Genomic DNA, 10048 nt, shown 5'->3' on the forward strand with positions numbered 1-10048 from the left:
GGACTTCGGGGTGGGTGCGCGGACTCCCTCGATCGAGAAGGATCCAGACCTCGGCGCGCGGCCGAGGCTCCGGGAAGCGAGCCGGAATCAGGTCCGCTTCGGCTGCTTGTCGGACTTGTCCAGGACCATCACGAGGCCCGCGATGACCAGGAACAGGACGATCGGCGTCACGACGTAGAGGCCGAGCGTTTCGATCACGCTCAGGCCCTTGCCGGGGTCGTCACCGTCGTCGCGGGTCAGCGCGAGCGCGGGGGACGACATGAGCAGCATCATCAGCGTCGTACCGGAAGCCAGGGCGCCGGCGCGCAGGGCGTTCTTCTTGTCCACGGTGCAAACGTAGCGAACACCTGAATGAGTCGCGCGCCCGGGGTGCCGTACGGAGACCTGACGCCCGCCCGCACGCCCCGTTCACACGCCTCCGTCACGCCCACGCAGCACATCGATCAGCGCGTACAGCCGGGGCGAGGCCGCCAGTTCCTCCAGGGTCACCGGGCGGCCGTCCGCGTCGGCGATGGGCAACCGCCAGTTCGGGTACTGGTCTGACGTGCCCGGCAGGTTCTGCGGACGCCGGTCCCCGACCGTGTCCGGGAGCCACACGCCGATCATGCGGGCCGGGGTGCGCAGCAGGAAGCGGTGCACGGCCTGGATCTCGGCCTCCTCCGACACCGCCGAACCCGCGTCGCCCGCCCCGTGCAGCAGCCCGAGGCGGGCGAGCAGCGCCAGCCACTCCCCCGTGTCCGCCGTGGCCGCGGTCCGCTCGTCCTCCAGGGAGCCGGTGAGCAGGCCGAGCCGGTCGCGGAGTTCGACGTGGGCGCCGGTGAGCCGGGAGGCGGTGGGCGGCAGGTCGTGGGTGGTGGCGGTGGCCAGGCAGTCGGGGCGCCAGCGCTCGGGGAGCAGGGGCTTCCCGTCGCCGTCCCAGTCCCGTTCGAACCACAGCACCGAGGTGCCGAGCACCCCGCGCTCGTGCAGCGTCTCGCGTACACCGGGCTCGACCGTGCCGAGGTCCTCGCCGATCACCAGGGCCCCGGCCCGCGAGGCCTCCAGGGTCAGGATCGCGAGCATCGCCTCGGCGTCGTAGCGGACGTACGTGCCCTCGGTGGGCGGCTGTCCCTGCGGCACCCACCAGAGCCGGAACAGGCCCATGACGTGGTCGATGCGCAGGGCGCCCGCGTGCCGGAAGAGGGCGCGCAGGAGGCGGCGGTACGGGGCGTAGCCCGAGGCGGCGAGACGGTCCGGGCGCCAGGGCGGCAGGCCCCAGTCCTGGCCGCGTGCGTTGAAGGCGTCCGGGGGCGCGCCGACGGACATGCCCGCAGCGAAGTACTCCTGTTGCGCCCAGGCGTCGGCCCCGCCGGGATGCACCCCGACCGCGAGGTCGTGCACGAGGCCCACCGCCATCCCGGCGTCGCGCGCGGAGCGCTGGGCGGTGGCGAGCTGGGCGTCGGTGAGCCAGGCGAGGCGGCTGTGGAAGTCGACGCGGTCCATCAACTCGCCGCGGGCGCGGGTGGTTTCGGGTGAGCGCGGGTCACGCAGGCCCACCGGCCACCGCTGCCACTCGGGGCCGTACGCCTCCGCGAGTGCGCACCAGGTGGCGTGGTCCTCCAGCGCCTCGCCCTCCTCGGCGAGGAAGTCGACGTAGGCGGCGCGGCGGCCGGGCCCGAGCGGCACCTCGCGCACCAGTTCCAGCGCTTCGCGCTTGAGCTCCCACACGGCGTCGCGGTCGATCAACGCGCCCTTGTGGAGCACGGATTCGCGCAGTCGCTCGGCGCGCTCCAGCAGCGCCCGTACCCGGCCCGGGTCGTCGACGTGGGCGAACTCGGGGATGTCCTCGACCCGCAGGTGGACCGGGTCGGGGAAGCGGCGGGAGGAGGGCCGGTACGGGGAGGGGTCGGTGGGGGTTCCGGGTACGGCCGCGTGCAGGGGGTTGACCTGCACGAATCCGGCGCCGAGCGCCCGGCCGGCCCAGGCGGTCAGTTCGGCGAGGTCGCCGAGGTCGCCCATGCCCCAGGAACGCCGGGAGAGGAGGGAGTAGAGCTGGACGAGGAGTCCGTACGTGCGTCCGGGCGGCGCGGGCAGCCGGGCGGGGGCGGCGACGAGGTGGGCCTCGGCGGTGCGGCCGTCGGGGGCGGTGACGTGCAGGGTATGGACGCCGGGCGGGAGCTGCTCGGCGGCGGCGCGGGTCTCGCCCTGTTCGGTGGTGATGCGCAGCCGGGTGCCGGCCGGCAGTCCGGCGAGCGCGGCGGGCGGGCTGCCGCCCCAGCACACCACCGTCGGCGGCAGCAGCCGCTCCCGTGTTCCGGCCTCCCGGTCGGCGAGTGCCGCGCGGACGGCGTCCGGGGTGCTCGCGTCGACGCCGAGCGCCGCCAGGGCCGCGACGACCGCGGTGTCCGTGGCCGCGACCGTACGGTCCGGGGAGGGGCTGTAGGAGGTGGCGACGCCGTGCAGTGCGGCCAGCCGCGCCAGCGGTGCGTGCGGGTCGGGAGGGTCGGCCGGCGAGGGGCCGGCGGGCGAGGGGTCCGCGGGCGGGCTGGGCGCCATCTATACCCCCGAGATGTCCGTGGCGGCGCCGGTGGAGACGGGCTCGCTGGTCAGGTGCGCGGCGTCGGCCAGCGGCGGTTCGCTGGTCAGCGGCTCGGCGTCGGGGAGGGGAGGTTCGCTGGTCAGCGGGGGTTCGGCGGAGGCGCCCTCGGCGCTGAAGACGCACACGTGGGGCTCTACGGAGGGCTCCGTCGGGCGTTTGGAGAGGGCCGAGAGCAGAAGGTGTGCCGATGCGGCCACGGGGGCCTCCTTGTCGTCGTAAGGCGGGAAGCGGGTTATCGCAGCTCTACCCAGCGGACGCCGGGGCAGACGTACAGGGACGGACAACGTGCTTCTGGTCACATTCCGTTCCGACGCGGCGGCTCCAGGCGGGCGGCACACACAGCACACCGGTCACTCCCGCCGCCGTCGCGGACGCGCATCTGACGAGCGAGCGGAGAGAACCGGGTGAACCGCTCGTGAACCGATCGCCCCACGGGAGTCGATAGACAGGGTGTGAGACTGTTCCGCCCCATGAGGGGCCACCGGGAGGACGCTACGGACGCGGCGCTGCTGCGGGCCGTCGCGGACGGGGACTCGGCGGCGCTGTCCGCGCTGTACGACCGGCATGCCGGGTGGCTGCACACGCGGCTGACCCGGCGGTGCGGCGATCCCGAGATCGTGCGGGAGGTGCTGCAGGACACGTTCGTGACCGTGTGGCGGTCTGCGGCCACGCACCGGGGCGCGGAGGCCGGCGGCTGGCTGTGGACGATCGCGGCGCGCCGACTCGTCGACGCGCGGCGCCTGCAGGAGCGGGCCGAGCGGGCGGAGTACACGGCGCCGCCACCCGCGCCCTCGGCGGAGGATCACGTGCTGGCGGACCTGGAGTACGGAGACGTGGGCTCGGCCCTGGACCGCATCTCTCCCGAACTGCGCGAAGTGCTGCGCGCGACGGTCGTCGACGGGCTGACCACCCGCGAGACGGCCCTGCTGCTCGGGATCCCCGAAGGCACGGTCAAGACCCGCGCGATGCGCGCACGCGCGGAACTCCGCGCGGCGCTCGCCCACCTCAACCCCTCGTTGGTTCCGTCCCCGCTGGGAGGCCCGGCATGACCGGCTGGCACGCCCCCGACGATCTCGTCGCCCGCTACACGGACGGCTCCCTTCCGGAGCCGGACGCCTGGTCCCTGGAGAAGCACCTGGAGAGCTGCGGGCACTGCGCCGCGCGGGCCTCGCACGCGGCACGCGCCGGGACGGCGGGGGTGGTGCTGGCGGAGGTGCGGAACGCGGTCCTGGACGCCGTCCTGACATCGGCCCCGGCTGCGCAGTCCGCCGCGAAGGCCCAGGTCCCGGCCTCCGCGCCGACGAGCCGGGCACCGGTTCCCGCGCGGCCCGTGCCCAAGCGCGCCCGAGCGGTCGGGGGGCGGCTCGGGCGGATGGTGTGGGCCGCGGGCCCCGCGCTGCGCGGGGCCTGGGCCGGGGCCGTGCTGCTGGTGGCCACAGGGGCGCTCGCACTGGCGTACGGCGGCGGGTTCGAGGGCGCGCGCCCGCTGCTGCTGGCCCTGGCCCCGGTCGTACCCGTCGCCGGAGTCGCCCTCTCGTACGGCCCGCACGCCGATCCGCTGCACGAGATCGTCGCGACGTCGCCCTCCGGCGGGCTACGACTGGTGCTGATGCGGACGGCCGCCGTGCTGGCGGTGAGCGTGCCGCTGCTGACGGTGGCGGGGCTGCTGCTCCCCGCCACCGACCCGCGCCTGCCGCAGGCACCCACGGCGGCCGCCTGGCTGCTGCCCGGGCTCGCCCTGACCCTGGCCACGCTGGCGCTGTCCGGGTACGTGGGCTGCCGTACCGCCTCCGCGGTGGTGGGCTGCGGCTGGCTGCTCGCGCTGGCGGCGCCCCTTCTCACGGCTCCGAACCCCGACCTGACGGCCCGTCTCACGCGTCAACTCTCCCTCTACTTCACCGGCGCCTCGCCGCAGTGGGGCTGGGCGGCGGCATCCGCGCTCTGCGCCCTCCTCCTCGCCGCGCGCCGTTCCGCGTACGACCGTCTGGAGACGATGTGAACTCCCCTGGCATGTCCGGCACTTCGATGACGGACGACGGTGTGGGCACCGCCACCGCCTCCATACGAGTCTCCGGACTGACCGTCCGGCACCGCAGGACCACCGCACTGGACGCCGTCGACCTGGACTTCGGCCCCGGCGTCCACGGTCTGCTCGGCCCCAACGGCGCCGGCAAGACCTCCCTCATCCGCGTCCTGGCGACGGTCGCGGAGCCCACCGAGGGCCGGGTGAGGATGCTCGGCAGCGACCTCCGCCACCGGCAGAAGCGCGGTGCGGTCCGCCGCGAACTGGGTTATCTGCCACAGGACTTCGGGTACTACCCGGGGTTCACCGTGCGGGAGTTCGTGGCGTACGTGGCCTGGCTGAAGGAGGTGCCGGCCGCCGGCGCCCCGGCAGCGGTCGAGCGCGCCGTCGCCCGGGTCGGGCTCGCCGACCGTATCGACGCGAAGGTCAAAACGCTGTCCGGCGGCATGATCCGGCGCGTCGGCATCGCCCAGGCCATCGTGAACGATCCCCGTGTCCTGCTCCTCGACGAGCCCACCGCGGGTCTGGACCCCGAGCAGCGCGTGGAGTTCCGGGCGCTGCTGCGGGAGCTGGGCCGGACCGCCACGGTGATCGTCTCCACCCACCTGGTGGAAGACGTGGCCGCGGCCTGCACGGACGTCACCCTGATCGAGGCCGGCCAGGTCGCCTACCGCGGCACACCCCACTCCCTCGCCGCCATCGGCGCCGACGGCCACGAGTCCGACGGCAACGCGATCGAGCGCGGCTACACCACGGTCCTGCGCGGCCACCGCGCCTCGACGGGGGCCGCCCGGTGAACGTACGCATCCAGCCCGACGGGGAGCGCGCGCCGACCACGCACCCCCATTCCGACGAAGAGCGCCCTCGGCTCCCGTCCCACGGAAGCCCCCGGATGAGCGCGCCGACCCGCGAGACGCCCGCCCGGAGGGCGGGTTCCGCCCCCCACCCCCTCCGCGTCGAGTCCCTGCGCGGGTTCGCCCCCTGGGCGGCCGGGGCACTCCTGCTCGCTCTCGCCTGGACGCTCGCCGCCACGTCGGCGCAGTGGCAGGGCAGTTGGGGTGTGACGACGGGCAAGCTGAGCACCGCGGCCGGCGTGATCGGCGTTCCGTTCGCGCTCGCGGCCGGCGCATGGCAGGGCGGCCGGGAGCGGCGGCTGCGGATGACGGAACTGCGGGCCTCGACCGCTCGTACCCCGCTCGCCCAGCTCCTGACGGCCGCCCTGCCGCTCGCCTGCTGGCTGGCGGCGGCATACCTCGTGGCGGTGGCCGGCGTGCTGCTCGCCTGCGCGCCGTACGCGTCGGCGGGCGGTCCGGTCCCGACCGTCTTCGCCGGGGCCGCGCTCTCGATCGCCGCATGCACGCTGCTCGGTCAGGTGGCCGGGCGGCTGCTGCCCTGGCGGCTGACCGCTCCCACGCTCGCGATCTGCGGATACGTCCTGTACGGCACCCTCGGTCTCTCCGAGTCGGACCTCCACGGCCTCGCCCCCGCCTACCTGAGCCTGGTCGGCGACGACGACGTCCCGGTCTGGTGGTATCCGCTCGTATCGGCCCTGTGGCCTGCCGGGCTCGCCGCCACCGCGGCCCTGGCCCATGCCGCGTACCGCCGAGCCACCGCGCTGCTGCCGCTCGCGGCCGCACTCGGCGCCGCGGTCGTGCTGGTCCACACGGGCGACGGCATGCTGCGCGACAACCCGCTCGCCCACCGCCAGGTGTGCGACGACTCCACCACCCCGCGCGTCTGCGTCAACGCCGTCCACCCGGGCATGTTGCCGGCGGTGACCCATGTGCTGTCCGGTCTCACCGGCCGCCTGAAGGGGGTACAGAACCTGCCGGTCCGCTTCGAGGACCTGCCACGCCGCCCGCACAAGGACGAGGCACAACTGCCGATGCTCACCCCGCTCGGCTGGAGTGCCGTCCGCGGCAAGGTGACCGATCCGGAGCGGTACGCCTGGGAGGGCGCCATGATGCTGGTCCGCCCGGAGTGCGACGAGCCGCCGTCCGCGCAGCGCGTCCAGGTCACCGACGAGGCCGTACTGCGCTGGCTGGCCCCGAATTCCGTACAGAAGGACATACGCGAGCGCTCCGTGGCATCGGCCCGGCAGCGGGGTGACACGAAGGAACTCGCGAAGTTCCGCGCCGAGGACAAGGCGTACGCGCACCTCACCGCCATGACCGACGACGAGCGCCGCTCGCTGCTCAGCCGCTACTTCGCCACGGCCCACGACTGCGACCCGAAGCCGAGCGAGGTCCCGTCCCTGTGAACTCCCCGCGCAGAGTCACCCCGCCGACCGCGCTCGCCCTTTACGCCCGTTCCCGCGCCATCCCGACCACCCTGGCCGCGTTCGCCTGTGCCGCCCTCCTCACCTTCTGGGCGGCGGGCCGCCCGGACGCCTTCCTCGACCCGTACCGCAGGGTCCCGTTGCTCTCCCTCGCCCCGCTGCTGGCCTCGGCGGCGATCGGGCTGAGCCTCCATTCGTACGCGCGGGACTTGGACGACACCGCCGTACGGCCCTGGTGGCCGAGGCGCCTGGCTCATCTGCTGGTCCTCAGCGCGCTCGCGGCGACGGTGCTCGCGCTCGCCGTACCGGGACAAGCACAGGTGTTCGGTTCGGCGGGGATGGTCCGCAACACACTGGGCGCCGTCGGGATCACGGCGGTCGGGGCGGTTCTGTTCGGCGCCCGGGCGAGCTGGATGCCGACGATGCTGTACTTCAGCGCCGTGTACCTGTCGGCCGCCTCGCCGCGCATGCGCGGGGAGACAATCCTCACCTGGCCCATGCAAACGGGCCCACAGCACGGCGCCTGGGCCGCCGCCCTCGCACTCCACGTACTGGGCTCGGCACTCTACGTGGCGCGCGGCGCCCGCCCCGAAGGACCCCGCGCCTGACGCGGGGCCGCACGGGGCGGACCACGGGTCACCGGGGCCAGGGAACACAAAGGCCCGGATCGTCAGGCGGAAATGCCGTCGATCCGGGCCATCGCATCCTCCGCGCCGTACGGCTGCAGGTAGGGCAGCCAGCGCGGGTCCCTATGCCCCGTTCCGATGATGCGCCAGGCGAGCCCCGTCGGCGGGGCGGGTTTGTGGCGCAGGCGCCAGCCGATCTCGACCAGGTGGCGGTCGGCCTTGGTGTGGTTGCAGCGGCGACATGACGCCACCACGTTGTCCCAGGCGTGCTGACCTCCGCGGGAGCGCGGGATGACGTGGTCGACGCTGGTTGCGACGCCACCGCAGTACATGCACCGGCCGCCGTCGCGGGCGAACAGTGCCCGACGGGTCAGCGGAACGGGCCCCCGGTAAGGGACCCGTACGAACCTCTTCAGCCGGACCACGCTGGGTGCGGGGACAGTAACGGTTGCGCTGTGCATAAAGGCGCCGGATTCCTCGAGGCAGATGGCCTTGTTCTCGAGGACGAGGACGAGCGCGCGGCGGAGCGGTACGACGCCGAGTGGCTCGTACGACGCGTTGAGGACCAGGACATGCGGCACGGATGCCTCCTTGTACGCCGGCGGCGCGTGGCTCGCGCCGGGACGATCTGCAGTCAGTCTCCCCTCTTGCCTGGTGGAAGCGCCACCATGTCCCGGTAACGGGCTGGGAGTGTTTTCGACCACACCCTCATTCATCCCCAGGTGAGTACGGTCTCTCCCCCGAACATTGCAACGAGCCTCGCGCGTTGCCCCGTTAGTGTGGTGGTTCTGCCCGTCGCTGCCCTCACATGTCCCCGAGCCGCGGGCGGACCGCTACGCCCTGGAGGTACCTGCCGTGTTCTTGACCGCCCTGTCGGCTTCGGGGTCCACCCCGTCGCCGTCCCCCTCGGCGACGACGGACCCGACGACCGCCACGCTTCAGGACGCCCAGCAGAGCGCGACCAACGCCGCCAGCTGGGTCGAGCAGAACTGGTCCACGTGGCTGGCGATCGGTCTGCGCGTCCTGTTGATCCTGGTGATCGCGGGGGTACTGAGAGTGGTGGTGCGGCGGGCGATCACCAAGCTCATAGATCGCATGACCCGCACGGTCCAGGCGGTCGACGGCACGGCCCTGGGCGGTCTGCTGGTGAACGTCGAGCGGCGCCGGCAGCGCTCGCAGGCGATCGGCTCGGTCCTCCGTTCGGTCGCGTCCTTCCTGATCATGGGCACCGCCGCGCTGATGATCCTGGGCACGTTCCAGATCAACCTGGCCCCGCTGCTGGCCTCCGCCGGTGTCGCGGGTGTAGCGATCGGTTTCGGCGCCCGCAACCTGGTCACGGACTTCCTCTCCGGCGTCTTCATGATCCTTGAGGACCAGTACGGCGTCGGCGACACGATCGACGCGGGGGTCGCCTCCGGCGAGGTCATAGAGGTGGGCCTGCGTGTGACGAAGCTGCGCGGCGACAACGGCGAGATCTGGTACGTCCGCAACGGCGAGGTCAAGCGCATCGGCAACCTCTCCCAGGGCTGGGCCACGGCCGGCGTCGACGTCACGGTCCGCGCGAACGAGGACCTGGACAAGGTGAAGCGCACCCTCGACGAGGTCGCAGAGGCGATGACCAAGGAAGAGCCCTGGAACGAGCGCCTCTGGGGTCCGATCGAGGTCCTCGGCCTCGACAGCGTCCTGCTCGACTCCATGGTCGTCCGCCTCTCGGCGAAGACCATGCCCGGCAAGTCCCTCTCCGTCGAACGCGAACTCCGCTGGCGCGTCAAGCGCGCCTTCGACGCCGCGAACATCCGCATCGTCGGGGGCCCCACGGCACCCCCGGAGGAGGAGCCCATCGACCCGACCGCCGCGGTGGCGGCCCCGTCGGTCCTCGGCAACCCGGCCTCCCCCCAGTCGGAGGCGACCGCCCCCATCCCGGCCCCCGCCTCGGCCCCGGCTCCGTCGAGCTCGCCGAAGTAGGCCCCGGCCGTACGTGTGAGGGGGCGGCACCCGGGTGTTCCGGGCGCCGCCCCCTCGCGCGTACGAGCAAGCCCACAGCTCCGGCGCACGCATGAGCAAGCCCATGGCTCCGGCATCAGCCGGTCCGCTCACGCCCCGTCGCGAAGAACTTCCCCGGCACCGACGCCACTCCCGAGCCGGTGAAGAAGGGCAAGACCCTCACCGTCAAGGGCGCGCTGACCCGCGCGACTGGGAGACCGCCAAGTACTCCGGGTACACGGGCCGGCCGGTCGCCCTCCAGTTCAAGGCCAAGGGCGCCAACGCGTACAAGACGGTCAAGACGGTGACCTCCGGCACGGCGGGCACCCTCACCACCACGGTCAAGGCCTCGGCCGACGGCTCCTACCGCTACAAGTTCGCGGGCACGTCCACCACGGGCGCCGCCACGGCCACGGGCGACTACGTCGACGTGAAGCAACCGAGGACGGGCCCTCCCCCGACTCACTCCAAGTCGCCCCCGCCGCAGACGGACCGCCCCGCGCTCCCCCCTCACCCTTCCCCACACCGGTGAAGCACCACCGGCGAAGCACCACCGCACC

General features: G+C 73.4%; 10 protein-coding genes and 1 pseudogene. 7 read left to right on the forward strand and 4 right to left on the reverse strand.

Annotated features, from left to right (window positions below; translation table 11 throughout):
- Positions 1-87 precede the first annotated feature (87 nt).
- The 3 genes from ABZ656_RS52900 to ABZ656_RS52910 all read right to left on the reverse strand — a co-directional run bounded on the left by ABZ656_RS52900 (position 88) and on the right by ABZ656_RS52910 (position 2775).
- The gene (locus tag ABZ656_RS52900) at positions 88-327 is read right to left on the reverse strand and encodes a hypothetical protein (protein ID WP_054231770.1); all 240 of its coding nucleotides are present in this window, start codon (positions 325-327) and stop codon (positions 88-90) included.
- Positions 328-408: 81 nt separating this feature from the next.
- A complete protein-coding gene (gene malQ / locus ABZ656_RS52905) occupies positions 409-2535 on the reverse strand; it encodes a 4-alpha-glucanotransferase (protein ID WP_360279216.1) in 2127 nt (708 codons plus the stop codon).
- Positions 2536-2775, reverse strand: coding sequence for a hypothetical protein (locus ABZ656_RS52910; protein WP_095854647.1), 240 nt, complete (start codon positions 2773-2775; stop codon positions 2536-2538).
- A gap of 273 nt (positions 2776-3048) precedes the next feature.
- On the opposite strand from ABZ656_RS52910, the gene ABZ656_RS52915 reads away from it, so the two are divergent.
- The 5 genes from ABZ656_RS52915 to ABZ656_RS52935 all read left to right on the forward strand — a co-directional run bounded on the left by ABZ656_RS52915 (position 3049) and on the right by ABZ656_RS52935 (position 7487).
- On the forward strand, positions 3049-3627 hold the full coding sequence (locus tag ABZ656_RS52915) for an RNA polymerase sigma factor (RefSeq protein WP_101405135.1): 579 nt from the start codon (positions 3049-3051) through the stop codon (positions 3625-3627).
- The gene (locus ABZ656_RS52920) at positions 3624-4577 is read left to right on the forward strand and encodes a zf-HC2 domain-containing protein (RefSeq protein WP_101405134.1); all 954 of its coding nucleotides are present in this window, start codon (positions 3624-3626) and stop codon (positions 4575-4577) included. The genes ABZ656_RS52915 and ABZ656_RS52920 overlap by 4 nt, the downstream gene beginning before the upstream one ends.
- Before the next feature lie 11 nt (positions 4578-4588).
- Complete coding sequence (locus ABZ656_RS52925; RefSeq protein ID WP_360279221.1) at positions 4589-5398, forward strand: ABC transporter ATP-binding protein; 810 nt, start codon at positions 4589-4591, stop codon at positions 5396-5398.
- 95 nt (positions 5399-5493) lie between these two features.
- Positions 5494-6861: a hypothetical protein gene (locus ABZ656_RS52930; RefSeq protein ID WP_101405133.1), complete on the forward strand. Its 1368-nt coding sequence runs from the start codon at positions 5494-5496 to the stop codon at positions 6859-6861.
- The gene (locus tag ABZ656_RS52935; protein ID WP_101405132.1) at positions 6858-7487 is read left to right on the forward strand and encodes a hypothetical protein; all 630 of its coding nucleotides are present in this window, start codon (positions 6858-6860) and stop codon (positions 7485-7487) included. Before ABZ656_RS52930 ends, ABZ656_RS52935 begins: the two co-directional genes overlap by 4 nt.
- Before the next feature lie 62 nt (positions 7488-7549).
- On the opposite strand, the gene ABZ656_RS52940 is transcribed toward ABZ656_RS52935, so the two are convergent.
- Positions 7550-8086: an HNH endonuclease gene (locus ABZ656_RS52940; RefSeq protein ID WP_067370302.1), complete on the reverse strand. Its 537-nt coding sequence runs from the start codon at positions 8084-8086 to the stop codon at positions 7550-7552.
- Positions 8087-8345: 259 nt separating this feature from the next.
- On the opposite strand from ABZ656_RS52940, the gene ABZ656_RS52945 reads away from it, so the two are divergent.
- Entirely contained in the window at positions 8346-9470 is a 1125-nt protein-coding gene (locus ABZ656_RS52945; protein ID WP_180362750.1) for a mechanosensitive ion channel family protein, read from the forward strand.
- Positions 9471-9631: 161 nt separating this feature from the next.
- A pseudogene (locus ABZ656_RS52950) lies at positions 9632-9924 on the forward strand (hypothetical protein); the annotation flags it as partial.
- Between the last annotated feature and the right edge of the window lie 124 nt (positions 9925-10048).

Source organism: Streptomyces sp. NPDC007095, assembly GCF_040634475.1.
Classification (GTDB): Bacteria; Actinomycetota; Actinomycetes; order Streptomycetales; family Streptomycetaceae; genus Streptomyces.